This is a genomic window from Devosia limi DSM 17137, assembly GCF_900128975.1.
Lineage (GTDB): Bacteria > Pseudomonadota > Alphaproteobacteria > Rhizobiales > Devosiaceae > Devosia > Devosia limi.
The window spans coordinates 19561-46217 of the sequence record NZ_FQVC01000019.1 but is presented as its reverse complement, the minus strand read 5'-3'; the positions used below and the strand labels follow the sequence as shown (position 1 = coordinate 46217).

Genomic DNA, 26657 nt, shown 5'->3' with positions numbered 1-26657 from the left:
GGTCATTCCGGCGGAGGCCGGAATCCATGCGCGGGATAGTCCCGGCTCTGGATGATGCGGATGGTTCACAACATGGATCCCGGCCTTCGCCGGGATGACTTGGTGCGTTTAATACCTGCGGCGCCACACCGCAAGTCGTGCGCTTAAACCGGCAGGTTCTGCTTGTCGATCCATTCCTGCAGCAACACGCGGATGGAAACCCCGTCCGAACCGTCGCTCAGCGCCGCCGCCACCGCCTGCTTGATCGGCCCCAGCTCCACATTGAGGATCAATTCCTTGATCGGCCCGATCGAGGCGGGGCCCATCGACAGCTTGGTCATGCCAATCGACATCAATGCCAGCGCCTCGAGCGGCTTGCCGGCCAGCTCGCCGCACATGGTGATCGGCACATTATAGCGCTTTGCCGCATCGACCACGGTCCGGATCGCCCGCAGGCGCGGCAGCCCGATGGCGTCGTAATTCTTGGCGACCCGCGGATTGGCCCGATCCGATGCGGTCAGGAACTGCACCAGATCGTTGGACCCGATGGAGACAAAATCGGCCTCGGGCAGCAGTTGGTCGAGCTCGAACAGCAGCGAGGGCACTTCCACCATCACCCCCAGCTCCAGCCGCGACGGAATCTTCTGCCCGGCGCGCCGCAGACGGTCGATTTCCTTATGCACCACCATGCGGGTCTGCTTGAACTCGAAGGTCTCGGTGACCATCGGCACGAGAATTTTGAGCGGCCGCCCATCGGCCGCCAGCAGCAGCGCCCGCACCTGGGTGCGCAAAAGGCCCGGCCGGTCGAGGCCCAGCCGGATCGAGCGATAGCCCATGGCCGGATTTTCCTCGGCCATCGAGCGCATATAGGGCACCACCTTGTCGCCGCCGATATCGAGCAGCCGGAACACCACCGGCCGGTCCCCGGCAATCGCCATGGCCTCGGCATAAAGGTCGATCTGCTCGCGCAGGCGCGGCAGCTTGCTGGCAATCATGAACTGCAACTCGGTCCGGAACAGCCCGACTCCCGCCGCGCCGGTATCGTCCAGCATCGGCAGGTCCGCCACCAGCCCCGAATTGTGCAGCAGTGTCATCTCGATCCCATCCCTGGTAATCGAGGGCTTGTCCTTGAGCGCTGCATAATGGGCGCGCCGCTTCGCCGATACCCGCACCTTGTCGACATAGGCCTGTTCGATATCGGGCGTCGGCCGCAGATGCACCACGCCGGCCGGACCATCCAGAATGATGTCGTCGCCGCTTTCGCACATCGACACGATCGACTGTGCCTGCCCCACCGCCACCATACCCAGGGAACGGGCGACAATGGCGACATGGGCCGTGGTACCGCCCTCTTCGAGCACGATGCCGCGCAGCTTGGTGCGGTCATATTCCAGCAGTTCCGCCGGCCCCATATTGCGGGCGACCAGAATGGCATTGTCGGGCAGGCTCCGCCCCATGCCCTGATGATCCCCGGTCAGGACGCGCAATAGCCGGTTGGCCAGGTCGTCGAGATCGTGCAGCCGGTCACGGATATAGGGATCGGTCTGGCGCAGCATGCGGGCGCGGGTATCGTTCTGCACCCGCTCCACTGCCGCCTCGGCGGAAAGCCCGTTCTCGATCGCCTCGGTCAGCCGGTGCACCCAGCCCCGGTCATTGGCGAACATGCGGTAGGTTTCCAGGATCTCGCGGTGATCCGAGCTCGGCTGCATGTCGCCATGATCGAGCATGGCATCGATCGAGACCCGCATCTTTTCCAGCGCCTGGTCGAGCCGCAGCTTTTCCTGCTCGGTATCCTCGGCGATGAAATTGGTCACCACGACGCGCGGATCGTGCAGCACCACGGTGCCCAGCGCGATGCCATCGGTAAAACTGACGCCGGTGAACATGCGAGGCCGCCTCAGATCGATATCGGATCCCGGCTTGATCAGATTGTCGAAGTCCGAGGTGGCGACCATCTCGGCCAGGATTGTGGCCGTAGTCAGCATCGCCTCGACTTCATCCTCGCCATAATGACGCCGCTCGGCATTTTGCACGACCAGCACCCCGAGCGTCTGGCCGGCGCGCAGCACCGGCACGCCCAGAAAGGCATAATAGGGGTCCTCGCCCGTCTCGGGGCGATAGGCGAAAGCGGGGTGGGAAGGCGCATCGTCCAGGCTGAGCGGCTCGGCTTCGGCAGCGATCAGCCCGACCAGGCCTTCGCCCAGCCGCAGCGTCGTCATATGGACCGATTCGGCCTTGAGGCCCTTGGTGGCAAACAGCTCGAGCGCGCCGTCATCGCGCAGCACATAAAACGAGCAGACATCGGCCCGCATGTTCTCGGCAATCAGCGAGACAATCTTGTCGAGCCGATCCTGCGACGCCAGTGGCTCCGCCATGGTCTCGCGCAATTGCCGCAACAGCACGCGAGGGCCGCCTATCGATGTGGCCATATCCTCATTTGACGACCGTCAAGCCGCCCCCCTTTGCCGGACGCGGCTAACAACCTCGGTGCACCGACTGGGACTCGCGGGGGAGCCCCAGACCGACGCGGTCAGGCGTCCTTCTTGTCCAACCCGTAATACGTATGGAGCGCGCGAACCGCAAGCTCGGCATATTGATCATCGATCAGCACGGAGGTCTTGATTTCCGAGGTGGTGATCAGCTGGATGTTGATGCCCTTGTCGGCCAGAGCCTTGAACATCGAGGATGCGACACCGGCATGGCTACGCATACCCACCCCCACGACCGAGATCTTTGCGCCGCCCTTGGAGCCACTCAGGCGCGCATATTCAATTCGCTCGCCGGCATTTTCCAGCGTCTTGATCGCCTTGTCATACTCGCTGTCGGGCACGGTGAAGGTGATGTCGGTGGTGGCGCCATCATCGGCGATGTTCTGCACGATCATGTCGACGATAATGCCGGCATCGGCCAGCGCGCCGAAGATCGCCGCGGCAACGCCCGGCTTGTCCTTGACGTCACGCAGGGTGATCTTGGCTTCCGACTTGGCGAGCGTCACGCCCGAAACGATCTGCTTTTCCATGATCTCATCCTCATCGCATACAAGCGTACCGGGCACTCCCGGCGTTCCATCAGGCGCCACCTGCGGCGCATCCGGGTCATCGAAACTGGAGCGCACCAAGAGGGGCACCTTATAGGCCATGGCCATCTCGACCGAACGGATCATCAGCACCTTGGCGCCGAGCGAGGCCATTTCCAGCATTTCCTCGAAGGAAATCTTGGACAGCCGCTGCGCCTTGGGCACGATGCGCGGGTCGGTGGTGTAAACACCGTCCACATCCGTATAGATATCGCAACGGTCGGCCTTGACCGCCGCCGCCACCGCCACTGCCGACGTGTCCGAACCGCCGCGCCCCAGGGTCGTGATGCGCCCGCTTGGCGAAACGCCCTGGAAACCGGTGATCACCGGCACCCAGCCATCCTTCATGCGCTTGTCGAGTTCGGTCGGATCGATTTCCACGATCCGCGCCGCGCCATGGGAGTCGTCGGTCCGGATCGGCACCTGCCAGCCGGCGAAGGAGCGCGACTGCACGCCCATTTCGCTCAGCACGATCGCCATCAGCCCGGCCGTGACCTGTTCGCCCGAGGCGACGACGGCGTCATATTCGCGCGCGTCATGGAAAGCCGAGGCTTCGTTGACCCAGCCAACCAGCTCATTGGTTTTGCCCGACATGGCGGAAACGACAACGCACACTTCGTTGCCGGCCTCGACCTCGCGTTTGACGTGGCGTGCCGATTGACGGATGCGTTCGACGGTAGCGACGGATGTGCCACCGAATTTGACGACGATACGGGCCATGGGTGTCCCCGGAAGACCGCCGGTTGGAGTTCCGGCGGTGGACTTTGTGTTCGGGGGCTGCCATGCCACAAAGGCGCAGTGCAATCAACATGCAACGGCTGCAGAGACCTCCATGACCACCACCCAGCGCGACATCCAGACCGCCCTTGATCGCCTCAATGCGCTGATCGGCAGCAAGGACATGGGCATCGTCAACGCCTTCGATGACGATGCCGACGTGCTGCTGGCGGGCTCCGAGGCCGACGAAGTCATGCGTGGCAAGCCGGCGCTCACCACTTTCTTCCAGGCCCTGTTCGCCCGCCCCGTCACCATGGGCTGGGACTGGAGCCGCGTCGACGGCGCCAGCCAGGGCAATGTCTTCTGGCTGTTTGCCGAAGGTCACGTCGTGATCGACGACAGCGGCACCATCACCCGCCGGCCCTATCGCCTCAGTGGCGTACTGGTCCGCCGCGATGGCAACCTGCACTGGCGTCTGTTCCACGGCGCCGAGCCGCATGGCTGATTGCCACCCGCCGGCGCGGCGCCCGCCCGGCGCTGGCTGCGGCCGTTCGTCGCCCGGCCGGAAACCAGCAATTTCCATGCGCTGCGACCTCGCGCGCCTTGCCTCTGCCCCACACTCGGGCTCATATGCGCCAAACGGAGCCTGCCATGACCGCCACAACCATCAATGATGCCGAAGTCGCCAAGTTCACCGCGATGGCCGAGGAATGGTGGAACCCCAATGGCAAGTTCAAGCCGATCCACAAATTCAACCCGGTGCGGCTCGCCTATATCCGCGAGCATGCCCTGGCCCATTTCGGGCGCGACGGCAGCCTGCTGCGCCCGCTTGAAGGCCTGACCATTCTCGATGTCGGCTGCGGCGGCGGGCTGCTCTGCGAACCGCTGTCCCGGCTGGGGGCCACCGTTACCGGCATCGACGCCGCCGAGCGCAATATCGCCATTGCGCGCCTGCATGCCGAGCAGTCCGGCGTCGCCGTCGATTACCATGCCACCACCAGCGAGGCCCTGGCCGCCGAGGGCAAGACCTTCGATATCGTGCTCAACATGGAAGTGGTCGAGCATGTCGATAATGTGCCGCTCTACATGAAAAGCTGCGCCGATCTGGTCAAGCCGGGCGGACTGATGCTGACAGCCACCCTCAACCGCACCGCCCGCGCCTATGCGCTGGCGATTGTCGGGGCCGAATATGTGCTGGGCTGGCTGCCCAGGGGCACCCATGACTGGAAGAAATTCCTCACCCCCGACGAGATCAAGACCCTGCTCAAGCGCAACGGGCTCAAGGTGACCGGGGAAACCGGCGTGGTTTATCATCCGCTGGCCGATGAATGGCGCAAGTCGCGCGACATGGGGGTCAACTACATGGTCATGGCCGAGCGCCCCGCCGCCTGATCACCTTGCCGGTTCACATCCGATTTTTCGTGCGAAGCCAGGGCGTTGCGCTATAGCTGGACGATAATGTCGTCCCTGGAGCTGCCATGCGCCTCGTCCTGCTCGCTGCCTCGTGCCTTGCTCTCGCCGCCAGCCCCGCCTTCGCCCAGAGCGAAGAAGACGTCATGACCCGGATTGAGGCACTGCACGGCGATGCCGAGGCCTTTGGCGAAGCCTTCGGCGCCTTGCAGGACGCCTTCCTGTTCGACGACCCCACCGCGCTCGCCAACCTCGCGGCCTATCCGCTGGAAGTGGCCGCCAATGGCGAGCTCTATGACGTGCTCGAACCCGCCGATCTCATCGACAATTTCGATAGCCTCCTTACCGAGGACACCCTGGCCACCCTTGCCAGCCAGGACTTCGCGGACCTCATCGTCACCAGCGACGGCGTCGGCTTCGGCGACGGCGTCCTCTGGTTCGCCAATGTCTGCGCCGACGACGCCTGCTCCAGCACCGACTGGCTGATCATCCGCATCAACAACTAGGCTGGCAGCGCGCATCATCCCCTGCGCCGCCCCCCTGGCGCCACCTATTGCGTACCGTACCGTACGGTACGCAATTTGATTGATCCATCCCTGGAATGGGTCTAAGAAAGACCAACCATCCAGCCGGAGTTGAACCGGCGCCAAGCCTTATTGAGGATATCATGCCTGTTTATCGCTCCCGCACCACCACCCACGGTCGCAACATGGCCGGCGCTCGCGGCCTCTGGCGCGCCACCGGCATGAAGAATGACGATTTCGGCAAGCCCATCATCGCGGTGGTCAATTCGTTCACCCAGTTCGTGCCCGGCCATGTCCACCTCAAGGACCTGGGCCAGCTGGTGGCCCGCGAGATCGAGGCCGCCGGCGGCGTCGCCAAGGAATTCAACACCATCGCGGTCGATGACGGCATCGCCATGGGTCATGACGGCATGCTCTATTCGCTGCCCAGCCGCGACCTGATCGCGGACTCGGTCGAATACATGGTCAATGCCCACTGCGCCGACGCCATGGTCTGCATCTCCAATTGCGACAAGATCACCCCCGGCATGCTCAATGCCGCCATGCGCATCAACATCCCGGTGATCTTCGTCTCCGGCGGGCCGATGGAAGCCGGCAAGGCCATGCTCAAGGGCAAGCTGCAGGCGCTCGATCTGGTCGATGCCATGGTGATGGCCGCCGACGAGCATTATTCCGACGAGGAAGTGCAGGCTGTCGAGGAAGCCGCCTGCCCCACTTGCGGCTCCTGCTCGGGCATGTTCACCGCCAATTCGATGAACTGTCTCACCGAGGCCCTGGGCCTGTCGCTCCCCGGCAATGGCTCGACCCTGGCCACCCATTCCGATCGCAAGCGCCTGTTCGAGCAGGCCGGCCGCACCATCGTCGAAATCACCAAGCGCTGGTATGAGCAGGACGATGCCTCGGTGCTACCGCGCTCCATCGCCACCAAGGCCGCCTTCGCCAATGCCATGACCCTCGATATCGCCATGGGCGGCTCGACCAATACCGTGCTGCACATCCTGGCCGCTGCCCATGAAGGCGGCGTCGATTTCACCATGGACGATATCGACAAGCTCAGCCGCAAGGTGCCGGTATTGTGCAAGGTCGCCCCGGCCAAGAACGACGTCCACATGGAAGACGTCCACCGCGCCGGCGGCATCATGTCGATCCTGGGCCAGCTCGACCGCGCCGAGCTGCTTAATCGCAGCGAACCGACCGTGCATGCGCCCACTCTGGGCGACGCCATCGACAAATGGGACATTTCGCGCACCAATTCCGAGGAAGTGCGCAATTTCTACATGGCCGCCCCCGGTGGCGTGCGCACCACCCAGGCCTTTTCCCAGTCCAATCGCTGGGCCGAACTGGATACCGACCGCAAGGATGGTGCCATTCGCTCGACCGAATATGCCTTCTCCAAGGATGGTGGCCTGGCCGTGCTCAAGGGCAATATCGCCATTGATGGCTGTATCGTCAAAACCGCTGGTGTCGATGAGTCGATCCTCAAATTCACCGGCCCGGCCCGCGTCTTCGAAAGCCAGGACGATACCGTCAAGGCGATCCTGGCCAACCAGATCAAGGAGGGCGACGTCCTCGTCATCCGTTATGAAGGCCCGCGCGGCGGCCCCGGCATGCAGGAAATGCTCTACCCGACAAGCTATTTGAAATCCAAGGGCCTGGGCAAAGCCTGTGCGCTGCTGACCGATGGCCGCTTCTCGGGCGGCACCTCGGGCCTTTCCATCGGCCACGTTTCTCCCGAAGCGGCCGAAGGCGGCACCATTGGCCTCGTGCGCGAAGGCGACACCATCGAGATCGATATCCCCAACCGCTCGATCACCCTGCTGGTCAGTGATGATGAGCTGGTGCAGCGCCGCCACGACCAGGACGCGCTGGGCTGGAAGCCGGCGCATCCGCGCAAGCGCAATGTCACCCAGGCGCTCAAGGCCTATGCCGCCTTCGTCACCTCCGCCGCCCGCGGCGCCGTGCGCGATCTCGGCAAGCTGGAATAGCGCCGGCGACCTCCCCAAACCAACGCCGCCCCGGACACCCCGGGGCGGCGTTTTCATGTGGCCACAATGCGCCCACGCCGTCATGGCCCGGCTTGTCCGGGCAATCCAGCTTTCCGCCGTCACCGGACGCTTCGTCGCAGACGACGTTTTTGTCACAATCCCCATCGCCTTCCCCGCTCACCCATGCTATTCGCACGCTCAGCCGAAGGCGGTCTGCCAAGATTGCCGGTTGGTTAGGTTCGATGGCGGGGATTCCACCCTCCCCATCGAACCGACCTAAATCCCCCAAAACAAATCCAGTTCGACCATTGCAGGCTTCCGCGCGCCGCCGGATACCAGGCATGGCAATCCATCGTCCCGCCGCGCATGGCGGGCCGGTCAGGTCCGGGCAAAGCTTGATGGAACCCTAATTGCGGTCCTCGGGCAGGTCGGGCAGCGGCATGAACTCGATGCCCTCCTCGACCATGGCAACAACCTCTTCACGCGTGGCTTCGCCGTAAATGCCCCGCGCTTCGGCTTCCTCAAAGTGAATCTTGCGGGCCTCTTCGGCAAACCTGTCGCCGACATAATCCGCTTCGCTCGTCACCTTCTGGCGCAATGCCCGCAGCATTTCCTGGATCCTGGCCTGGTCGGGATGTCCCGCCGAAACCGCATGCTTGTCTGAATGCGCCCGCGACAGCGCCGGCGCCATCAAGGCCTTGCCGATTTCGGAAGATCCGCAAACCGGACAGGTAACAATCCCGCGCGCCTGCTGTTCGTCGAACGCCGCAGCGCTCTTGAACCAGGCGTCGAACTGGTGGTCCTGTGGGCAGTGCAAAGAAAAATTGATCACGGCTTCGTCCTCGGGGCACTGGGCCCCTGCCACTAAGATATAGGTCGATCGCTCAGCGCGGCAATGCCTTGGCAAAATCGCGCGCATTGGCCAGCGCCGGGACGCGCTGGCGCGCATCGGCGACCGCTTCGGCGGAAATCTCTGCCGTGATCACCCCGGGCGCGTCATGGTCAAGCATGGCGACGATCTTGCCCCATGGGTCGATGATCATCGAATGCCCGTAGGTGGCGCGGCCATTGGGGTGCACGCCACCCTGCGCCGCCGCAATCACATAGGAGCCGGTTTCGATCGCCCGCGCCCGCAGCAGCACTTCCCAATGCGCCTCCCCCGTCGGCACCGTAAATGCCGCGGGCACCGCGATCAGTTGCGCCCCTCCATTGGCCAGCGCATTGAACAGCGGCGGAAACCGCACGTCATAGCAGATCGCCATGCCCAGCTTGATGTCGTCCACAGGCACCACAACCGCTGCATCGCCACCCTTATAGGTGTCGCTTTCGCGATAGGCATTGAGCCCGGCAATATCGGCATCGAACAGATGGATCTTGTCGTAAAGCCCCTGCACCTGCCCGTCCGGTCCCAGCAGCACCGAGCGATTGGCAAACCGCCTGTCCTCGAGCGCCACCGCCATCGAGCCGATATGCAGGAACACCCCATGCCGCTTGGCGAGATCAGCCAGCACAGCCAGCTGCGGATTGCCCTCATAGGGCCCTGCCACCCGCGCCAGCCCCTCGCGGTTTTCCGCAAAGGCCACGGTCACTTCCGGCGTCAGCACATAATGCGCGCCCGCCGCCACCGCCTCGGCCAGCAATGGCTCCAGCGCCGCCAGATTAGCCTCCGGCTCCGGCCCCGACCGCATCTGTATCGCCGCAATCTTCATGTCAGATCATTTCCATTTGGAGGTGGCTTGATTGTCGTTGACTGCTGCTCCGACCACCGCCTCATTCGCGCATTTCACCGGGTCATTCCCGCGCAGGCGGGAATCCATTCTTGCCGCGCCTGAGTACGGCCACACGTCCTCACACCCACCACGCTGTCCCCGGACTTGATCCGGGGACCACTCACCACCCACGCCGGGCCGATAATGCCCCGTGGGGCAACTCCCCAAATCCCACGGAGTTATGCCGTCCCACCCATTCGTTCCTCATCCCACGGAGTGAATGGGAAAAGACCCTGGGGGAAACGAAAGCATGAGAAACGCACAAGCGCGGCCCGCCACTACCCCTGCAACAACCCATCCAGCTCGCCCTGGCGATCCAGCGCCGCCATGTCGTCATAGCCACCCACATGGGTGTCACCGATAAAAATCTGCGGCACGGTGCGGCGGCCATGGGCGCGCTCGGTCATTGCCGCGCGCAGGTCGGGCTCCAGCACCGTGATTTCGGTGAAATCGACCCCCTTGTCGGCCAGCAGCGCCTTGGCGGCGTGGCAATAGGGACAGGTTGGGGTGGTGTAGATCTCGATCTTGGCCATGCAAGCTCTCCGAAAACGCAGGAAATACAGGTCTGTCCCGCTTATATGGGCATTTCCGCCCCAATGACAACGCGACCAAAGCTGATGACATCAACCGAGCCGGCCCCGCCCTTGAGCAGCGCCCGCGTCACCGCCTTGCAGGTCGCCCCGGTCGTGTAGACGTCGTCGACCAGCACGACATTGCGGCCCTTGAGGCGGGCCAGCAGGTCCGGATGCGCCGCAAACGCCCCCGCCACATTGCGCGCCCGCCCATCCCCGCTCAACCCCACCTGCTGCCGCGTCCGCCGGATGCGCCGGGCCAAAGCCGGATCGCATTGCAGCCCCGTCACTGCGGCCAAGGCGCGCGCCAACTCGCCCGATTGGTTATAGCGCCGTTCGCGCTGCCGGCTGGGATGCAGCGGCACCGGCACCAGCACCGGGCCATCCCCCCACAATTCATGCCCGGCCCCCGCCATCAGCAGCGCGCAGAACCGCGCCAGCTCCGGCCGGTCGCCATATTTCAGCCGCGCCACGATTGTCCCCGCCACCGCGTTATAGAGCACCGCCGAGCGCGCCCGCGCAAAGGGCGGTGGCTCGGCAATCGCCTCGAGCGAGAGCGCATCGGCCCCCGGATCGGTCTCAAAGGGCAGTCCCAGTCGCGGGCAGAGCGGCGCCGTGATCGGCCGCAGCCCGGCAAAGCAGGTGCCGCACAAGGTGTCGGCGCTGGCTGTCGGTGCATCGCAGTTGAGGCATATCGGCGGATAGAGCTGGTCGAGCAGCAGCGCCCCCATGCGCTGCGCCCCGCCGATCAGGCGGCTGTGCAGCGGGGTTTTGACAGACGCGTCCGGGCTCTCCATAAGCTCCATACTGCCACCGCAATGAAGCACTGTCGTCCCCGCGCCATGTCCCTGCCCCCGAAAATCTTCGACACGACCTTGATCGCGCGCCACCTCGCCCGCCGCCCGGCCGGGCGCGAGGATTTTGTCACCGATCTGGTATTGGCCGACCTTGACGATCGCCTCGGCGCGCTGATCCGCGATTTTCCTCGCGCCGTCATCATCGGCCCCGATATCGAGCGCCTGCCGACCACCGGCCGCACTGCCAGCGCCAGCTTTTCCTATCAGCGCCATGCCGCCTTTGCCGGCCCCGACGATGTGCCCGATCTCGGCGATGGCCCCTATGACCTCATCGTTTCCATCCTGCATCTGCAGGCGGTCAATGACGTGCCCGGCTATCTGGCGCGGCTGCGCTCAAAACTGGCGCCCGATGGCCTGCTGACGGTCGCCGCGCTCGGCGGCAATACGCTCACTGAGCTGCGCGAAGCCTTCCTCGCCGCCGATGCGCTGGTGCTGGGCGGTGCGTCCGCCCGTGTCGCCCCGATGATCCAGGTCCGCGACGCCGGCGCCCTGGTGCAACGGGCTGGCCTGGCGCTACCCGTCACCGACGTCGAAACCCATATCGTGCGCTATTCCAGCCCCTTCGCGCTGATGGCCGAACTCAAGGCGCTGGGCGCCGCCAATCCGCTCTTCGACCGCCCCCGCCGCCCAGCCACCCGCACCCTGCTCACCGCCGCCGCGACGGCCTATGCCGAGCGCGACGCTGACCCCGACGGCCGCGTCCGCGCCAGCCTCGATGTGATCTGGCTCTCCGGCTGGGCTCCCCATGAAAGCCAGCAACAGCCCCTCCGGCCCGGCAGCGCCAAAGTCAGCATGAAAAGCGTCCTGGGCGACAAATCGTAGGTTCCCGTCCACACGGCCGCATCTTCACCCACCTGCATCCCCTACGTTGCCCATCCCAGCCGCGTTGCCCATCCCACCCACCGCGCTGTCCCCGGGCTTGACCCGGGGACCACTCCCCGCTTGTGCCGCGCTGATAATGACCCACGGGTCGAGCCCGTGGGCAGCCGGTGTTTGCGACACCATTGATGCTACCGCCCACCGCACAGCCACCACCGCGCACCAAATCCTCAGTCGACACCCTCCCCCTTGCGGGGAGGGATCAAGGGTGGGGGCCGGCTAGCCCATACTTCCCACTCCCCCACACCCCAAAAACAAAAAAGGCCGGCGTTTCCGCCGGCCTCCATAATTCTCAATCCACCGCCACTTTAGGCCGCAGCTTCCTCGTCGCTTTCGGCCGCATCGGCCTTGGTCCGCTTCGGGGACTTGGCGAGGTTCTTTTCGATCAGCTGCACGGCTTCGGTCAGGGTCAGGCGGTTCACCGCGCCGATTTCGCGGCTCATGCGATCCATGGCCTGCTCGAACAGCTGGCGTTCGGAATAGGACTGCTCGGGCTGGTCGTCGGAGCGATAGAGATCGCGCACGACTTCCGAGATGGCAATCAGATCGCCCGAATTGATCTTGGCTTCATATTCCTGGGCGCGGCGCGACCACATGGTGCGCTTGACGCGAGCCCGGCCGGTCACTGTGGTGAGGGCCTGGGTGACCATGTCTTCTTCGGCCAGCTTGCGCATGCCGACCGACTTGATCTTTGCCACGGGAACGCGCAGGGTCAGCTTGTCCTGCTCGAAGCTGATGACGAACAACTCAAGAACCAGACCGGCAACTTCCTGTTCCTCGATCGCGACGATCACACCGACGCCATGCGACGGATAGACAACGAATTCGCCGGTCTTGAACCCAAGCCGCTGAGTGGTCTTCTTGGCTACCATAAGATAACTCCTTGTTGACGCCCCAATGGACAGAACCCTGCGGGAAGGACCGTCCACCTCATACTGATATCGCCCCGCTCAGGGGCAGCGCAGTCAAGCCCTATGGCCGTCCGGGTCCGCTTTCCCGGAACGCCAAGCATCTGGTGATGTCTGTCAAAAAAAATGTGCCTGACGGCACGGGTGACGGGCTCAACTGCATATAGGAGCACCATAGCACAATATTTCAGCAGAATCAAAAACTACGAATCAGCAGTCTTCGCGGGCCTGTTCGAGGTCCGTTGCCGCAACGACTATTCCGCGTTGAGTCCCGTCAATCGCCTTCGCCGGGCGTAGCGGAGAAGTATTTTTCAAACTTGCCTTCTTCGCCATCGAATGCCTTGGCGTCAGCAGGCGGATCACGCCGTTCAGACAAGTTCGGCCAGATCGAAGCATATTTCGTATTGATCTCGAGCCACTTGTCGAGCCCGCTTTCGGTATCGGGCCGAATTGCTTCCGCCGGACATTCCGGTTCGCACACACCACAGTCGATACATTCGTCCGGATGAATGACGAGCATGTTCTCGCCTTCATAAAAGCAGTCGACGGGGCAAACCTCGACGCAATCGGTGTATTTGCACTTAATGCAATTGTCAGTGACGATGTAGGTCATGTGGAGGGCAGTCCAAGGGGAGTCTCAACGGGACCGGTGCTAAACCGTTTTCACCCCCGCTGCAAGGCTGCGCCGTAGGACGGATTGGCGCGCCGCTCCCCATGAGAGAAAGAGCTTTCGCTCTGAACTTTCCACCGGGTCATTCCCGCGAGGCCCATCGGGCTCAGCCCGCTACTCCTCGTCCCCGTCCCGCAACTTGTCCGTCAGCCGCCGCTCCCGCTTGGTCGGCCGCCCGCTGCCGGGGTCGCGCTCGGCAATCGCTGCGTCATAGGGCGAGCGCTCCTCACGCGGCAGGACGGGCGGCGACAGGTCCTCATACAGCGTCATCGCCTCGCTGGCCGGGCCGCGCCGCGTGCCGCAATCGAGGATCTTCCAGACGATAATGCGATTATGGACGGCCATGGTCAGCACATCGCCAGCGCCCACCTTGTGGTCGCTGGCGATCATGCGTTCGGAATTGACGCGGATGGCGCCGGTCTCGATGACCTTTTGCGCCAGGGTGCGCGATTTGATGGCGCGCGAAAAGAACAGGAACCTGTCCAGGCGCTCCTTGCGGGGCGCCGGGGGAACCGGCCCTGCCAATCCTTACTCGGGCTTCTTGCCGCGCAGCGCAGCCAGGGCCGCGAACGGGCTATCGGGATCGAAGGCCACCTTGCGCTCGTCGCGCTGCGCCGGCCTGGTATTGTCCTGGCGCACTGCATCGCCGCGTGGCTTGTCGAAGCGCGGGCGCGCCTCGGCCTTGGCCCGGTTTTCAAACCGCGCCTTGCCATTGAGATGGGCCGCCTTGCTCAGGTCCTGCACTTCACCCTCGGGACGGCGATTGGCCGGTCGGGCCGCCGGACGCTGGCGCTCGTGACGGGGCGGGCGCTGCCCGCCTTCGGCACCCCCGCCGCGCTGTTCGCGCCGGCCACCATGGCGCTTGGCATTGTCCTGGCGCTTGCCGCCGGGGAACCAAACTTCATCGAACTCTGGCTCCACCGAAACAGTCTCAACTGTTTCATTCGCTGAAACGGCTTCGCCCGTTTCGGCCGCCGCAACCGCCTCATTCGTCTCGGCAGTCGCTGGCGCGGCTTCGATGATCGTCGTCGCCGGGATATCGGCGTCGGCCACCACCGCTGGGGCAGCAGCTTCACCGTCAAGCGCCGGGCTCGGCTCGATCTCGGCCGGATTTTCTGCCAGCACTTCCTCAAGCGCCGGCGCCTCCGCCGTCGCTTCAGCTGCCGGGGCCGCCACCGCAACCACCTTCGGCGTACGGCGCAGGCGATAGCCCAGCGAGGTCAGGATCGAGGCGAAATCTTCGCCCGAGCAGCCCAGCAGCGAGGTCATTTCGACCGTCACCCGGAAGCCATTGCCTTCGGCAGCGCCCGCCGGGGGCTCGCCTTCGATGCGGCTCGGATCGAGCGAGATCAACGGCCGGATGATATCGGCCAGGCGCTCGAGAATATCGACGCGCACCGCCCGCTTGCCTGCCACCTTGAAGCCGGCGATTTCGTAAAGCCGGACATCGACTTCCGGATCGACCAGGAACGACGTCCGGCCCGACAGCACGATATGCGGAATATCGGTGACGCCCGGCTGGCGGATGCCGCCATTGCGCAGGGCGAACAGAATCAGCGCCAGTTCGCGCGGCGCCGGCTTCAGGCTCAGCGGCAGATAGATGTGATAGGCGCCGAACTTGATCCCCAGCTTGCGCATCTTGCCGCGCACGTCCTGGTCGAGCCCCTTGACCTCCTCGGCCACCTGGGCACGCGGAATAAGGCCAAGATGCTCGAACAGCTGGAAGGCAATGCCACGAGCCGGACCATCGAGATCGGCCGGCGCTTCCAGCGCCATCACCGGCTCCAGCACGGTATTGATATGGTGGCGCAGCCACAGGTTCAGCCGGTCCTGCACGCGTTCGAGGTCGGTGCCGGTCAGCGTTTCATCGGCCAGAATCAGGATCCGGGGGCGCAGCAGCGCGTCGCCCTCGACCAGTTCGGCGATGACATCGCCCTTCCAGCGCATGCGCCCGTCGGTCGCCAGCACGAATTCCTCGTTCGGCGCCCCGGCCAGCCGGTCGGCGCGATTGTGGATTTCGGGCGCCACCACGTGATCGGCGGCGGTCCGCAGTCCCTTCGCATCGACGTCGCCGTCATTGCGCGCCAGGGTGAAACGGAAGCCTTCGAGCGTGCCGATCAGATGGCCTTCCAGCCGTACTTCGCCACGTTCATTGATCTCGGGAGATGCCATACGTTTGTCTTTCAGGTGGCGGAGTAGAACGCTGGTCCGCCGGTCCACGAATCGCTGGGTGAGACGCTCATGCAAAGCGTCGCTCAGCCGATCTTCTATATCACGGGTCTTTTCGCGCCAATGTGATGGGTCTGCAAGCCAGTTTTTACGGTTGGCGACAAAGGTCCAGGTCCGGATTTGCTTGATCCGGTTGCTGAGCGTGTCAATATCGCCGCTCGTATTGTCGCAAAACCGCACCTGCTCGGCAATCCAGTCCGCATTGACGGCGCCATTTCGTTTCAAATCTGAATAAATTCGCGTGACGATTTCGCCATGCGCCGCGGGCGAAATTCCTTGGTAATCCGGGGTTTGGCACACCTCCCACAGCAGGCGCGCCCCATCCAGTCCCCGTGCCAGTGCCCCTGCTTCATTGCGGGCCACGAACTCCAGGGCCCGCTGGTCGGTGGCGATCGGCACCCTTGTCAGGCTGCGGTGCTCGGGGGCGCGTTCCAGGCTGTTGAGCAGGGCCGGGATGGATGAAAAATCCAGCCGATTGTTGCGCCATTGCAGCACTTTGACCGGATCGAAGTCGTGCGTTTCCAGCGCCACGACCATTTCTTCGTCAAATCCTTCGGTGCCGCCGGTGACGCCAAAGGTGCCATTGCGGGCATGTCGACCGGCCCGTCCGGCGATCTGGCCCAGTTCGGCCGCCGTCAATGGCCGGCTCTGGTGCCCGTCGAATTTGGTGTCGTCGGCAAAGGCGATGTGATGGATATCGAGGTTCAGCCCCATGCCGATGGCATCGGTCGCCACCAGGAAATCCACGTCGCCATTCTGGTAGAGCTCGACCTGTGCATTGCGGGTACGCGGGCTCAGCGCCCCCATCACCACCGCCGCCCCGCCGCGCTCGCGCCGGATCAGTTCGGCAATCGCATAGACCTGCCGGGCCGAGAAGGCGACGATGGCCGAGCGGGTCGGCTGGCGCGAGATCTTCTTGGAGCCGGCATAGGTCAGATGCGAGAATCGCGGTCGGTCGATGATTTCGACATCGGGCAGCAGCCGCTTGATCACGCCCGCCATCGTCCCCGCGCCCAGGAACAGCGTCTCGCGGGTGCCGCGCAGATGCAGGATGCGATCGGTAAACACATGCCCGCGGTCAAAGTCGATCGCTGTCTGGATTTCATCGATGGCGACGCAATCGACCCGGATATCGGTGGGCATGGCTTCCACCGTGCACACCCAGAATCGCGGCCGCGCCGGCACGATGCGCTCTTCCCCGGTAATCAGCGCCACCGCCTGGGCGCCAACTCGCTCCACCACGCGCTGGTAAACCTCGCGCGCCAGCAGACGCAGCGGCAGCCCGATCATCCCGGTGGGATGGGCCAGCATGCGCTCGATGGCAAAGTAGGTCTTGCCGGTATTGGTGGGGCCGAGAATCGCCTTGAGCGATTGATAGGGTGCGAAGGTCATTGCCGCCAATGTAGGGCGTCGAGCGGACGGTTACGAGTGTTGCCATACTGTCCCACGAAAGGACAGTTTATGCGACCCATTTTATCGACTGATCACAATCGGAACGAGAGGGGAACGAACCAGAACCGAATCGGTGCGACTCGGTGAATCTGGTTTTGTTCCCTACTGCCCGTGGTGGGTCTGCCCCGTCCCAGGCACTAACACCTCATCATCTGGTGTTTTCCCGGCGCATTCCCCATAGAACCCGTTCATCATCCCTACCAGACCGTTAATTTCTCGCCTTTTCACCGCCGCCGACTCGACCTGTGAACGAGAGGTAAATCCATGCCGCGCAAAGATTTTTGTCACCTTGACACTCTCCACCCCAGCGTCCCTGCCCTCTCCGCGCCCCTCTTCACTCCTCCGGCCCTTGACCGTCCCATTCCTGGACCCGCCCCGCGTTAGCCTTGCGTTAACTATAACCACATCCCGCCCGCGTTTCGCGAGCCGCGCCTCCATCCCCCACCCACCGCGCTGCCACGGCCCAGCGGCTGCGGCACCAGACCCGCGGGTCAAGCCCGCGGGCAGCCCCGTGAACTGGGCGAGACTATGCCCGTCAGCACCCCCACCCTTGATCCCTCCCACAAGGGGGGGAGGGAGATGACTGCTTGCTCCATCACCATTCCATCAGTCGACATCCCTCCCCCTTGTGGGGAGGGAAGCGAGATAGGACTTAGCTTGCTAAGTCCGTCATCGAGCAGGGTGGGGGTATGGCGCCGCAAACTCAGGTCAAAATCCACCCACCGCGCTGCCCACCGGCCTGACCCGTGGGCCACTCTCCTCCCCACGGCCCAGCGGCTGCGACCCGAGACCCGCGGGTCAAGCCCGCGGGCAGCCCAGTGAACTGGGCGAGACTATGCCCGTCAGCACCCCCACCCTTGATCCCTCCCACAAAGGGGGGAGGGAGATGACTGCTTGCTCCATCACCACTCCATCAGTCGACATCCCTCCCCCTTGTGGGGAGGGAAGCGAGATAGGACTTAGGTTGCTAAGTCCGTCATCGAGCAGGGTGGGGGTATGGCGCCGCAAACTCGGGTCAAAATCCACCCACCGTGCTGCCCACGGGCCTGATCCGTGGGCCACTCTCCTCCGCACCGCACAGCGATTGTGCCCCGAGACCCGCGGGTCACGCCCGGGCACCCCCGGTAATTTGGGGGGGGTATACCGACTGCGACACCCTCCCCCCTGGGGGGGAGGGATCAAGGGTGGGGGTCCCCGCAGCCACTGAATGACGACAAAACCGAAACTTATCCCCGCCCCCTCCACCCGCCCGCATACTCCCCGCACTCACCCACGATAGCTGCGGGGTCGCGCGAACCGGCTTGTGGGAGGCAGATGGGAGAGGGGGGCGTTCGCCTCCCCTTGGGTCCATGGGGGCTGTGTCGGCCTAAGCTCAAAAGGTCGGCCGCACCTGAGTTCCAGAAAACCCATCGCATGCGGCGAGGCGGTGTCTCGCATATTCAAAACTCATGAGGCCCGTCTCGCCGCATGCAACGCAGTCCCGTCCAACCGCCGGCCTCGCCAGGCGGCGCCACAACACGTCCAGAACGGGACAGCCCGCGGCCAGTCGCGCCCGCTCCATTAACCTTTGGTGCAAACCAAGAACGAACACGGATCGAATCGGAGCAACGGAGAGAATGCGGCTTTGTTCACCCCAGCCCATAGTCGCTGGGCACCAGCCCACCCACTACGCCACTGCCTCAGGCGCCGAACCCATCCAAAACCCAGCCAAACCCGTTCATCATCCTTACCAAAGCGTAAAGATTGCCCCGCCAGAGCCCTTTACGAACAAGACCTTAACGCCAATGTCCGACAGACCGGCGCACCTTTTCACCCCGAATGCGGCAGCAACCGGGGTGAAAAAACTTCGAAATTGAGGATAAAGCCGTTGACCGTCCCAGCCCGGGACAGCGCCCCCGCTAAGGTATTGTTAAGTCTCGTGGCCGAGCGCGTGGGGAATGGAAAGCGTGATCTAGCCGAAATCGGCTCGAACGCCGACCGCCCGCTCGCCCTCAGGGGAGAGGGCAAGGGGTGCGATTGCGAGGAAACATTGTCGGTGCAGCAGGTGCGACGGTCAGCTGCGCATCTGCGTCAGCACCATCGACAGGTCACCCATATTGGTGCTGAGCAGCACGCGGTAGGGGATGACATAGCCGGTCTCGCCCAGCGGCGCATACCAGATCAGGATGCGGTCGCTGTCGGCAAGATAATTGGTGATTTCCGATGTGGTGAAGTGGCCCGATACCGGCGTGTAGCGCAGATTGCACAGCACGACCGGCCCCTGATAGCCGGTGCGCGGCGAGGTCGCCTCATCATTGGCGGCAAACGCCATGGCAATGTTGAAGCGCTCGACGCCGGTAAAGATGTTCACCTTGCGCTGGCAGAGGCTCCTGTCGAAGGCGCCGCCCTTGATGACGAAGGAAGACAGCATGTCGCCGACGCCATTGAGGTGACTGCGCTCGATCGGCACCCGGTTGTAATTGTCCAGCAGCGGCGGCTCGACCTTGAACCCTGCAACACTGCCCCCGGCATAGTCGACATCGACCGAGAAGGTCTCGCCATTGGCGCGGGTATTGAGATCGAATGTCTCCGAGATCAACGCCGAGCCATTGACGCGGCCCTTGGACACCATGGCCGCCGTGCCGCTCGCCACCAGCGAGCCCAGCCCGGCCACATTGGCCTTGAGGTCCAGTTCGTAGCGCGAGCCGTTATCGCTCAGGTCGACCGCCACGCTGGCGACATTGATGCCGCCCAGGCTGATCACATAGCTGGCGCTGGCCTGCACATCGGCGGCCTGCGCCGGGATGGCGAGGCAGGCGGCAAGCCCAAGGGCAGAGGCAAAACGAAAAAAGGTCACGGGTGTCGTCTCTTTATCGGCACTGGGGCCAGGGCGTGACCCGGCCCGAACCGGCCAACGAATCACGTAAAGTCAAAAGGTGCCTCCCTCCCGAGGCCCTTGCAAGGCGCTCGCGGGCGTTTGAGCACCAGCTTACCTTGACGGCAGCACCCCTTTTCTCTAAAGACCGGCCAAGATTTCACAACAATCGAGGCCCGTCGCGGGATAACCCGCCACGCAGGACCTTTACACAAATTAGGATATCTCCAAATGGCACGTCGCTGTGAACTGACTGGCAAGGGTGTAATGACCGGGAACAACGTGTCCCACGCCCTCAACCGCACCCGCCGCCGCTTCCTTCCCAATCTGGTGAATGTGACCCTGCTCTCGGACGCCCTGGCGCGCCCGGTGAAGCTGCGCATTTCGGCAGCTGCCCTGCGCACCGTCGAACACCGCGGTGGTCTGGATGCCTTCCTGCTCAAGCAGGACGATGCCGATATGTCGCCGCTGGCCCAGGGCCTGAAGAAGGAAGTGCGCGCCGCTCTGGCGTCGTAAGCCACCGGCCCATCCCGAATTCAGCCGCGCAGGCCTTCCGGTCCGCGCGGCTTTTATTTTACGGGCGTCCATGACGCCCATTCGCTAGACTACCCCGCGCCCCGGTCTTTTGCCGGATAGCGCTCAATAGAGGTGCATTCCAATGCTTGCTCGCTTCCTGGCGGCTGTTGCCGCCATGGTCGTGGTTGTCGCCGCGTCCAATATCCTGGTGCTCTACCCGCTGCAGGCGCAGCTCGGCTCGGTCAATCTGGCCGACCTCTTGACCTGGGGCGCCTTCACCTTCCCCTTTGCCTTCCTGATCACGGACCTGACCAACCGCTATGACGGCCCGCGCAAGGCGCGTCTCGTCGTGCTGGTCGGCTTTCTTGTCGGTCTCGGGGTCTCGTTCTATCTCAGCTATAATCCCCTGCCCTGGAATGCTGGCGGCTCGCCCGCCACCACCCAGCGCATCGCCATGGCCTCGGCCACGGCGTTCCTCACCGGCCAGCTGCTCGATATCGCCATCTTCTCCCGCCTGCGCTCCAGCCGCGCCTGGTACCTGCCGCCGCTGCTGGGATCGCTGTTTGGCTCGATGATCGATACCGCGATCTTCTTCACCGTCGCCTTCTCGCCCGCCATGGCCGGCATCGACGCCATGTTCGGCCTGCCCGACGGTTCGCTGGGCTTCCCGGCCCCCTGGCTCGGCATTGGCCCGGAAGTGCCGCTCTGGACTTCGCTGGCCTCGGGCGACTTCATGGTCAAGTTCCTGGCCGCCCTGCTGCTGCTGGCCCCTTACCGGGCGCTGATGGGCCGGATCCGCCCCCTGCCACCGTTGGGCGCCCGGGCCTGATAATCACTCCGGCAGCGCAAATTCCAGCAGCAGGCTGCGCTGCCAGTCGTTGAAATTATTGTCCGAGCCAATGACGATCCGGGTTTCCCCATCGGGCGCGGTATGGACGGCCAAGGCCTCCATATTGTCGATGTCGCCGCCACTGGCCTCGAGCAGCACTTCGCCGATCATCAGATTGCCCGGCCGCACTTCGGCGGCCGGCACCCGGCGCAGCGTCATGGTGAAGCTCAGGAACGCCACCCCGCGCTCCAGCACCAGCAGGTCGCCATTGGGCAGGAAGGCACAATCGGTCGGATTGACCACCGGGTTTGACTGATAGCTCAGCGGCCCCTTGTCGTTCTGCCCCAGCAGCAGCGCCACATGCTGGCCATCGTCATCAATGACGCCCTCGGTCAGCAGTAGGGTTGAACCGGCAATCGGGGAGGCCGGCGGCGCAATACACACCGCTTCCAGCGATTCATTGGTGCGGGTATTGGTCAGCCAGTCGGGGATCGGCACTTCGCGCGCCGGACCACCGGGCACGCCCTTGGCCAGATCGAAGTCCGCCACCCGCGTCAGATGCTCAAAGCCGACGCGCACCGCTACCGGCAGGCCATCGCGATAGACCGTGTCCATGGCCTCGGCATCGCGGCTATATTGCCGCGGCAGCGGCGCGCCCCTGGAATTCTGGATCGGCTGGATGGTCACGCCGATAAAGCCGAACAACCGCCCGGCCTCGTCATAGGCCAATTGCCCGGAAACGAAGTTTCCCCGATCCGACACCAGCGCCACCTGCTGGTCGCTGCCAGTCGTGGCAAGACCCGAGAGCCCGCCAAAGGTATCGTCCTGGCTGACCATGGCAATACCGCCACGCCAGATCAGCTTGTCGACCTTCTGGTCGAGGGCTGCGCCCTTGAACTGAGTGATCTGGACCGCACCGACGGTCAATTCGAGAGCGAAGGCCGGGGCATGCCCCAGCCCGAGGAATGCAGCCGTCGCAAGAACGGCCGCGCGGATCATCCGCGCCCCCTCCGCCGGGTCTGGGCAGGCAATTCTTCATCGAACAGCGAGGCCAATTCGTCGGTCAGCGCGCCCGCCAGTTCCTCGGCATCGAGCAGCGTCACGGCGCGGCGATAATAGCGGGTCACATCGTGGCCGATACCCACCGCCACCAGCTGGATCGACGAACGCGTCTCGATATCCTCGATCACCTGGCGCAGATGCGCCTCGAGATAATTGCCGGCATTGACCGACTGCGTCGAGTCATCGACCGGCGCACCATCGGAGATCACCATCAGGATGCGGCGGCTTTCCGGCCGCGCCATCAGGCGCTTGCGCGCCCATTCCAGCGCCTCGCCGTCGATGTTTTCCTTCAGCAGCCCCTCGCGCATCATCAGCCCGAGATTGCGCCGCGCATGTCGCCACGGCTCGTCGGCGGCCTTGTAGATGATGTGGCGCACGTCATTGACGCGGCCAGGATTGGCGGGCCGGCCGGCCTCGAGCCAGGCTTCACGGCTCTTGCCGCCCTTCCAGGCGCGGGTGGTAAAGCCCAGGATCTCGACCTTGACGCCGCAGCGCTCCAGCGTGCGCGCAAGAATATCGCCGCAGATCGCCGCAATGGTGATCGGCCGCCCGCGCATCGAGCCGGAATTGTCGATCAGCAGCGTCACCACGGTATCGCGGAAATCGGTGTCGTTCTCGACCTTGAAGCTCAGCGCCTGCATCGGGTCGGTGACCACGCGGGTCAGCCGCGCCGTATCCAGCACCCCTTCTTCGAGGTCGAACTGCCAGCTGCGGTTCTGCTTGGCCATCAGGCGGCGCTGCAGCTTGTTGGCCAGCCGCGCCACTGCGCCAGCCAGGTTTTCCAGCTGCTTGTCCAGCAGCGAGCGCAGCTGATCGAGTTCCTCGGGCGGGCAGAGCTCTGCCGCCTTGACGATCTCGTCATACTTGGTGGTGAACACCTTGTAGTTGAACTGGTTGGTCAGCTGCGTGCCGCCGTCCTTGGCCGGCGGCGGCATCGGGGCATCGTCCCCCGCATCGCTGGCCGCGTCCTCGTCGGTGTCGGCCATGTCGCTTTCCATGCCCTCGACATCGCCGGTTTCCTCGCTCTGGCCAGCGCTTTCGTCCTGCTCGCTGCTGTCCTGCTCGTTCTCGCCTTCGCCCTGTTCGGGCGACTGGTCGGAGCCATCGGCCTTGTCCGGCTCCTGGTCGTCCCCGGCGTCTTCGTCGGAGGCATCGGGGTCTTCAAGCTCGCTTTCGGGCACGAGGTTGAGGTCGCGCAGCAGCGCCTTGGCAACGCGCGAAAACTCGTCCTGGTCTTCGTAGCGGGTCAGCAGCTCGTTGAGCGAATTACCGCCCTTCTCCTCGATTTCCTTGCGCCAGAAATCCACCAGCGCATGACCCGAGGGCGGCACCGGCACGCCGGCGAGCTTTTCGCGCAGCAGCAGGCCCAGCGCCTCGGCGATCGGGGCATCGCCCTTGTCGCTGATCTCGGCAAAATTGGCGCGGAACAGCCGGTCTTCCAGCATCTCGCCGATATTGCCGACCATGCCCGGCATGCGCACGCAGCCCAGCGCCTCGACACGAGCCTGTTCCAGCGCATCGAAGGCGGCACGGGCGACGGGGTCCATCGGCGAGCGCTTGCGATGCGCATCGGGATCATGACTGGCGAGGCGCATGGCCATGGCGTCGCCCTGCCCGCGAGCAATGGCAATGTCGCGCCGGGTCGGCAGGCGCGGCAGATTGGCGAGGCGCGCCTTGTCCGAGGTCAGCAAGGGCCGATCGGCGGTGAAGGTCACTTCGAGATCGGCCTTGCCGCCAATGGCGCGCACCGTGGCACCCATGGCGGATTTGAACACCTGGGTCTGGTCGGGCTTGTTGGCTTTGCTGCGCGGTGGCTGTGCCATGGAAACGGATCCGGGTCGGAAAGATTAGGCAGGGATGACGCGGTCGCCCGCGGCGTGAGCGGCCATCAGCAAAAGCATCGGCCGCACGATTTCATCGGCAAGCGCCGGGATGGCGACAAGGTCCGCAGACGTGGGACCCCATTCGTCCATCGCATCGACGACGAGGCCATGGGCGGAAAGGCTGGCAAAGACGGTGGCGATCTTGCGGTGATGCTTGATCACGCCCTTGGCGATCCAGTCAGTCACCCGTTCGCCTTCGCGATTGTAGTCCTGAATGGCCCAGGCCCGCTTGCCGGCCGCGTCGCTGATCCAGTCGGGCTCGGCCCGGCTGGCAAAGATCGGGTGCTCCATCGAAAAGACGAAGTGCCCACCCGGCTTGAGGGTCCGCCGCACCTTGGCGCAGAAAGCATCGAAATCGGCGAGGTAGTGAACGGTCAGCGAGCTGAACACCAGGTCGAACGCACCAATTTGCGGCTCGAAGGTTTCAAGATCGGCCTGCTCGTAGCGGATCGGCATGTCGCCGCTGCGCTCGCGGGCCGTATCGAGCATGCGCTGCGACAGGTCCAGCCCCACGACGTCGCTGGCGCCCTGCTCCACGGCCCAGCGACAGAACGCGCCGAACCCGCAGCCGAGATCGAGGACCGTGCGATCCCTGAGCGCGGGCAGCATGGCCCGGAGCGACGGCCATTCAGGGGCGCCGGCCAGTCCCTCGCGTGAGCGGGGGAACTGGCTGTAACCCTCAAAGAATGCCGCATCGTCATAGATGTTCTGGGCCAAGAGGCTGATCCCGAACTAGGCGGTCACCGCCAGGTTTGCCGAGGATTCCGGCAGGTCTTCACCAAACACGCGCTGATAGAACTCGGCAACCACGGGGCGTTCGAGTTCGTCGCACTTGTTGAGGAAGGTCAGGCGGAACGAGAAACCGACATCGCCGAAGATCTCGGCGTTTTCGGCCCAGGTGATCACCGTACGCGGGCTCATCACGGTGGAGAGGTCGCCATTGATGAACGCCGAGCGCGTCAGATCGGCCAGACGCACCATGTTGGACACGGTCTTCTTGCCCTTCTCGGTCTGCGCATAGCTCTTGGCCTTGGCCAGAACGATGCCGACTTCCTTGTCATGCGGCAGGTAATTGAGCGTCGTCACCAGGCTCCAGCGGTCCATCTGACCCTGGTTGATCTGCTGGGTGCCGTGATAGAGGCCCGACGTATCGCCCAGACCAATCGTATTGGTGGTCGCGAACAGGCGGAAGGCCGGATGCGGCACGATCACGCGGTTCTGGTCAAGCAGGGTCAGGCGACCCGCCACTTCCAGCACGCGCTGGATAACGAACATCACGTCGGGACGACCCGCGTCATATTCGTCGAACACCAGAGCGACATTGTTCTGCACCGCCCATGGCAGGATGCCATCGCGGAATTCGGTGATCTGCTTGCCGTCCTTGAGCACGATCGCGTCCTTGCCGACGAGATCGATACGGGAGACGTGGCTGTCCAGATTGACGCGCACCAGCGGCCAGTTCAACCGCGCCGCGACCTGCTCGATATGGGTCGACTTGCCGGTACCGTGATAGCCCTGCACCATGACGCGGCGGTTGAAGGCAAAGCCTGCAAGGATCGCCAGCGTGGTGTTGCGGTCGAAAAGATAGTCCGGATCAATCGGGGGCACGTGGGCAGTGCGCTCGGCATAACCCTTGACCACCATATCGGTATCGATCCCGAAAAGGTCCCGGGCCTTGTAGTCGGTATCCGGCAGATTGGCGAATTCACTCATGGAAGGGGCTCGTGGCAGAAGAAAAAATCGAGGCGGGGTCGCGTAAAAACTCCGGCGGTCTATAGCAGCATTGTGACGGCGGGGGTAGTCGTCGGGACGCTGTCGCGTTCCGACCGGATCGACAAAACCGGCAAGGTGCTATTTGGCGACGAAGCCGGTCTTCTTGAGGTGGGAATAGGCCGCAATGATGGTGCGCAGCCGTTCTTCGGAGGATTTGTCCCCGCCATTGGCGTCTGGATGGTGGATTTTGACCAGGGTCTTGTAGGCACGCTTGATCTCGTCGGAAACCGGCGCACCGATAATACCCAGGGTTTCCAGCGCCCGCCGATCCTGCTCGTGCAGCGGCCGCACGCGCTCGGCGGCCGGCTTTTGCGACTGGCGATGGCGGAAGCGCGCAAACACGCCGAACGGATCGCCATACTTGTCGCCGGCGCCAACGCCGGCCTTGCGCGCGCTGGTCGACGCCCGCATGCCGGGATTGCCGGTGGCAAAACTCGAGCGGCTCTCGGCCTTGGGCGGCGCATGCAGCGCCTCGTCCAGTTGCTCTTTGTCCATGCCGGCAAAGAAGTTGAACGAGGTGTTGTAGTGGCGGACATGCTCAAGGCAGAAATGGTGATACTGGCCCTGGTTACGGGCGCCTTTGGGCGCCTTGTAGGTGCCAGCCAGCTCGCATCCTTCCCAATCGCAGCCTTGGGCGATGGGTTCGGGCTTTTCTTCCCGGCGTGGCCGGATGCGAATGGTGTCGAAGAGCTTGGATTCAGGTTTCATTGCGC

Annotated in this window: 23 protein-coding genes; 7 read left to right on the top strand and 16 right to left on the bottom strand. The window is 63.9% G+C overall.

What is annotated here, in order from left to right; genetic code table 11:
- Positions 1-143 precede the first annotated feature (143 nt).
- Together ptsP and BUA69_RS19880 are read right to left on the bottom strand one after the other, a co-directional pair.
- Positions 144-2408: a phosphoenolpyruvate--protein phosphotransferase gene (ptsP, locus tag BUA69_RS19885; RefSeq protein WP_046135714.1), complete on the bottom strand. Its 2265-nt coding sequence runs from the start codon at positions 2406-2408 to the stop codon at positions 144-146.
- Positions 2409-2509: 101 nt separating this feature from the next.
- Positions 2510-3775: an aspartate kinase gene (locus tag BUA69_RS19880; protein ID WP_046135715.1), complete on the bottom strand. Its 1266-nt coding sequence runs from the start codon at positions 3773-3775 to the stop codon at positions 2510-2512.
- A gap of 112 nt (positions 3776-3887) precedes the next feature.
- On the opposite strand from BUA69_RS19880, the gene BUA69_RS19875 reads away from it, so the two are divergent.
- From BUA69_RS19875 to ilvD, 4 genes are all read left to right on the top strand, one after another.
- On the top strand, positions 3888-4277 hold the full coding sequence (locus tag BUA69_RS19875) for a nuclear transport factor 2 family protein (RefSeq protein WP_160300133.1): 390 nt from the start codon (positions 3888-3890) through the stop codon (positions 4275-4277).
- 146 nt (positions 4278-4423) lie between these two features.
- A complete protein-coding gene (ubiG, locus tag BUA69_RS19870; protein ID WP_046135717.1) occupies positions 4424-5164 on the top strand; it encodes a bifunctional 2-polyprenyl-6-hydroxyphenol methylase/3-demethylubiquinol 3-O-methyltransferase UbiG in 741 nt (246 codons plus the stop codon).
- Between the two features lie 86 nt (positions 5165-5250).
- Positions 5251-5688, top strand: coding sequence for a hypothetical protein (locus BUA69_RS19865; protein ID WP_046135718.1), 438 nt, complete (start codon positions 5251-5253; stop codon positions 5686-5688).
- Positions 5689-5849: 161 nt separating this feature from the next.
- Positions 5850-7691: a dihydroxy-acid dehydratase gene (ilvD, locus tag BUA69_RS19860; protein WP_046135719.1), complete on the top strand. Its 1842-nt coding sequence runs from the start codon at positions 5850-5852 to the stop codon at positions 7689-7691.
- Positions 7692-8097: 406 nt separating this feature from the next.
- On the opposite strand, the gene BUA69_RS19850 is transcribed toward ilvD, so the two are convergent.
- The 4 genes from BUA69_RS19850 to BUA69_RS19835 form a co-directional block, all read right to left on the bottom strand.
- The gene (locus BUA69_RS19850) at positions 8098-8523 is read right to left on the bottom strand and encodes a DUF1178 family protein (protein ID WP_046135721.1); all 426 of its coding nucleotides are present in this window, start codon (positions 8521-8523) and stop codon (positions 8098-8100) included.
- A 52-nt stretch (positions 8524-8575) separates the two neighbouring features.
- On the bottom strand, positions 8576-9400 hold the full coding sequence (locus tag BUA69_RS19845; RefSeq protein ID WP_046135722.1) for a carbon-nitrogen hydrolase family protein: 825 nt from the start codon (positions 9398-9400) through the stop codon (positions 8576-8578).
- A gap of 338 nt (positions 9401-9738) precedes the next feature.
- Positions 9739-9993 (bottom strand): glutaredoxin 3, encoded by a 255-nt coding sequence (gene grxC, locus BUA69_RS19840; protein ID WP_046135723.1) that lies wholly within the window; start codon positions 9991-9993, stop codon positions 9739-9741.
- 41 nt (positions 9994-10034) lie between these two features.
- The gene (locus tag BUA69_RS19835) at positions 10035-10838 is read right to left on the bottom strand and encodes a ComF family protein (protein WP_046135724.1); all 804 of its coding nucleotides are present in this window, start codon (positions 10836-10838) and stop codon (positions 10035-10037) included.
- A gap of 36 nt (positions 10839-10874) precedes the next feature.
- Between BUA69_RS19835 and BUA69_RS19830 the strand changes: the two genes are divergently transcribed.
- Positions 10875-11711 carry a class I SAM-dependent methyltransferase gene (locus BUA69_RS19830; protein ID WP_046135725.1) on the top strand — a complete coding sequence of 279 codons (837 nt, stop codon included), beginning with the start codon at positions 10875-10877 and terminating at the stop codon, positions 11709-11711.
- 365 nt (positions 11712-12076) lie between these two features.
- Here BUA69_RS19830 and BUA69_RS19825 read toward each other — a convergent pair whose 3' ends face one another.
- The 5 genes from BUA69_RS19825 to BUA69_RS19800 all read right to left on the bottom strand — a co-directional run bounded on the left by BUA69_RS19825 (position 12077) and on the right by BUA69_RS19800 (position 19863).
- Positions 12077-12640: a CarD family transcriptional regulator gene (locus BUA69_RS19825; protein ID WP_046135726.1), complete on the bottom strand. Its 564-nt coding sequence runs from the start codon at positions 12638-12640 to the stop codon at positions 12077-12079.
- A 310-nt stretch (positions 12641-12950) separates the two neighbouring features.
- Positions 12951-13289: a ferredoxin FdxA gene (gene fdxA / locus BUA69_RS19820; RefSeq protein ID WP_046135727.1), complete on the bottom strand. Its 339-nt coding sequence runs from the start codon at positions 13287-13289 to the stop codon at positions 12951-12953.
- Between the two features lie 171 nt (positions 13290-13460).
- Positions 13461-13871 (bottom strand): RNA-binding S4 domain-containing protein, encoded by a 411-nt coding sequence (locus tag BUA69_RS19815; RefSeq protein WP_046135728.1) that lies wholly within the window; start codon positions 13869-13871, stop codon positions 13461-13463.
- A gap of 3 nt (positions 13872-13874) precedes the next feature.
- Positions 13875-16967, bottom strand: a complete 3093-nt coding sequence (locus tag BUA69_RS19810) for a helicase-related protein (RefSeq protein WP_046135729.1) — start codon at positions 16965-16967, stop codon at positions 13875-13877.
- Between the two features lie 2113 nt (positions 16968-19080).
- Positions 19081-19863 carry a DUF3108 domain-containing protein gene (locus BUA69_RS19800; RefSeq protein ID WP_046135935.1) on the bottom strand — a complete coding sequence of 261 codons (783 nt, stop codon included), beginning with the start codon at positions 19861-19863 and terminating at the stop codon, positions 19081-19083.
- 249 nt (positions 19864-20112) lie between these two features.
- Here BUA69_RS19800 and rpmB point away from each other — a divergent pair, with 249 nt between their 5' ends.
- Together rpmB and BUA69_RS19790 are read left to right on the top strand one after the other, a co-directional pair.
- Positions 20113-20397 carry a 50S ribosomal protein L28 gene (gene rpmB, locus BUA69_RS19795; RefSeq protein WP_046135936.1) on the top strand — a complete coding sequence of 95 codons (285 nt, stop codon included), beginning with the start codon at positions 20113-20115 and terminating at the stop codon, positions 20395-20397.
- 142 nt (positions 20398-20539) lie between these two features.
- On the top strand, positions 20540-21226 hold the full coding sequence (locus tag BUA69_RS19790; RefSeq protein WP_046135937.1) for a queuosine precursor transporter: 687 nt from the start codon (positions 20540-20542) through the stop codon (positions 21224-21226).
- 3 nt (positions 21227-21229) lie between these two features.
- Here the strand turns inward: BUA69_RS19790 and BUA69_RS19785 are convergent, their stop codons facing one another.
- The 5 genes from BUA69_RS19785 to BUA69_RS19765 form a co-directional block, all read right to left on the bottom strand.
- Positions 21230-22225 carry an esterase-like activity of phytase family protein gene (locus BUA69_RS19785; protein WP_052950630.1) on the bottom strand — a complete coding sequence of 332 codons (996 nt, stop codon included), beginning with the start codon at positions 22223-22225 and terminating at the stop codon, positions 21230-21232.
- A complete protein-coding gene (cobT, locus tag BUA69_RS19780; protein WP_046135938.1) occupies positions 22222-24111 on the bottom strand; it encodes a cobaltochelatase subunit CobT in 1890 nt (629 codons plus the stop codon). The genes BUA69_RS19785 and cobT overlap by 4 nt, the downstream gene beginning before the upstream one ends.
- 24 nt (positions 24112-24135) lie before the next feature.
- A complete protein-coding gene (locus tag BUA69_RS19775) occupies positions 24136-24888 on the bottom strand; it encodes a class I SAM-dependent methyltransferase (protein WP_046135939.1) in 753 nt (250 codons plus the stop codon).
- A 15-nt stretch (positions 24889-24903) separates the two neighbouring features.
- Positions 24904-25884, bottom strand: coding sequence for a cobaltochelatase subunit CobS (gene cobS, locus BUA69_RS19770; RefSeq protein WP_046135940.1), 981 nt, complete (start codon positions 25882-25884; stop codon positions 24904-24906).
- Between the two features lie 138 nt (positions 25885-26022).
- Complete coding sequence (locus BUA69_RS19765; RefSeq protein ID WP_046135941.1) at positions 26023-26652, bottom strand: J domain-containing protein; 630 nt, start codon at positions 26650-26652, stop codon at positions 26023-26025.
- Positions 26653-26657 lie beyond the last annotated feature (5 nt).

Bases quoted from the DNA above. Each gene is read 5' to 3' on its own strand.
- ptsP (WP_046135714.1), bottom strand. From the start codon at position 2,408: ATGGCCACATCGATAGGCGGCCCTCGCGTGCTGTTGCGGCAATTGCGC.
- BUA69_RS19880 (WP_046135715.1), bottom strand. From the start codon at position 3,775: ATGGCCCGTATCGTCGTCAAATTCGGTGGCACATCCGTCGCTACCGTC.
- BUA69_RS19875 (WP_160300133.1), top strand. From the start codon at position 3,888: ATGACCACCACCCAGCGCGACATCCAGACCGCCCTTGATCGCCTCAAT.
- ubiG (WP_046135717.1), top strand. From the start codon at position 4,424: ATGACCGCCACAACCATCAATGATGCCGAAGTCGCCAAGTTCACCGCG.
- BUA69_RS19865 (WP_046135718.1), top strand. From the start codon at position 5,251: ATGCGCCTCGTCCTGCTCGCTGCCTCGTGCCTTGCTCTCGCCGCCAGC.
- ilvD (WP_046135719.1), top strand. From the start codon at position 5,850: ATGCCTGTTTATCGCTCCCGCACCACCACCCACGGTCGCAACATGGCC.
- BUA69_RS19845 (WP_046135722.1), bottom strand. From the start codon at position 9,400: ATGAAGATTGCGGCGATACAGATGCGGTCGGGGCCGGAGCCGGAGGCT.
- grxC (WP_046135723.1), bottom strand. From the start codon at position 9,993: ATGGCCAAGATCGAGATCTACACCACCCCAACCTGTCCCTATTGCCAC.
- BUA69_RS19835 (WP_046135724.1), bottom strand. From the start codon at position 10,838: ATGGAGCTTATGGAGAGCCCGGACGCGTCTGTCAAAACCCCGCTGCAC.
- BUA69_RS19830 (WP_046135725.1), top strand. From the start codon at position 10,875: ATGTCCCTGCCCCCGAAAATCTTCGACACGACCTTGATCGCGCGCCAC.
- BUA69_RS19825 (WP_046135726.1), bottom strand. From the start codon at position 12,640: ATGGTAGCCAAGAAGACCACTCAGCGGCTTGGGTTCAAGACCGGCGAA.
- fdxA (WP_046135727.1), bottom strand. From the start codon at position 13,289: ATGACCTACATCGTCACTGACAATTGCATTAAGTGCAAATACACCGAT.
- BUA69_RS19810 (WP_046135729.1), bottom strand. From the start codon at position 16,967: ATGACCTTCGCACCCTATCAATCGCTCAAGGCGATTCTCGGCCCCACC.
- rpmB (WP_046135936.1), top strand. From the start codon at position 20,113: ATGGCACGTCGCTGTGAACTGACTGGCAAGGGTGTAATGACCGGGAAC.
- BUA69_RS19790 (WP_046135937.1), top strand. From the start codon at position 20,540: ATGCTTGCTCGCTTCCTGGCGGCTGTTGCCGCCATGGTCGTGGTTGTC.
- BUA69_RS19785 (WP_052950630.1), bottom strand. From the start codon at position 22,225: ATGATCCGCGCGGCCGTTCTTGCGACGGCTGCATTCCTCGGGCTGGGG.
- cobT (WP_046135938.1), bottom strand. From the start codon at position 24,111: ATGGCACAGCCACCGCGCAGCAAAGCCAACAAGCCCGACCAGACCCAG.
- cobS (WP_046135940.1), bottom strand. From the start codon at position 25,884: ATGAGTGAATTCGCCAATCTGCCGGATACCGACTACAAGGCCCGGGAC.
- BUA69_RS19765 (WP_046135941.1), bottom strand. From the start codon at position 26,652: ATGAAACCTGAATCCAAGCTCTTCGACACCATTCGCATCCGGCCACGC.